Genomic DNA, 531 nt, shown 5'->3' with positions numbered 1-531 from the left:
ATGGCGGAAACCAAATCCTGGGCCAGCAGCCACACCGCCAAAGAAGCCCAAGCCCTATTTCAATGCCTGTCTCACAACCTCACCCTGCTATTTGAACAAGCCATCCAATGCGCAGAAGGAATCGGGGACGAAGTCGAAACCAAGAAAAAGCACCGCAGACAAAAAACACGCAAGAATCGCGAAGGCGAACGCTACCAGCGAGCGAATAACTACATCAACCAAGTCTTCCAGCGCGCCACTCAGAGGACCGTTCGATTTTTGCGATGGCTACGCACCTGGCTCTATCAAGAAGCTCCCTGGAGCAAAGCCTTGGCCCGCCTAACCCACATCTGGACCTGCTAAAACGCAAAGTTTTCTACACCGATCCATGAGGGTGGATGTCTGGCGGATCGCCGCTTGCAACCGACGCCTCACGGTGGCAAAAACGGTGAGCGGGAAGTCGGTCAAAAAAGGTTGTTTGGTCACACATTCAAACCATACCCCGACCGGCTTTCCGTCTATTGATTTTCAACGAAATCGGGCTTAATCCCG

Annotated in this window: 1 protein-coding gene; it reads left to right on the top strand. The window is 52.9% G+C overall.

What is annotated here, in order from left to right:
* Positions 1–342: hypothetical protein (locus JIN85_RS20925; protein ID WP_200274507.1), on the top strand; the 342-nt coding region annotated here is incomplete at its 5' end.
* Positions 343–531: the final 189 nt, after the last annotated feature.

This window comes from Luteolibacter pohnpeiensis (assembly GCF_016595435.1).
GTDB lineage: Bacteria > Verrucomicrobiota > Verrucomicrobiia > Verrucomicrobiales > Akkermansiaceae > Luteolibacter > Luteolibacter pohnpeiensis.
This window is presented reverse-complemented; position numbering and strand designations above follow the sequence as displayed.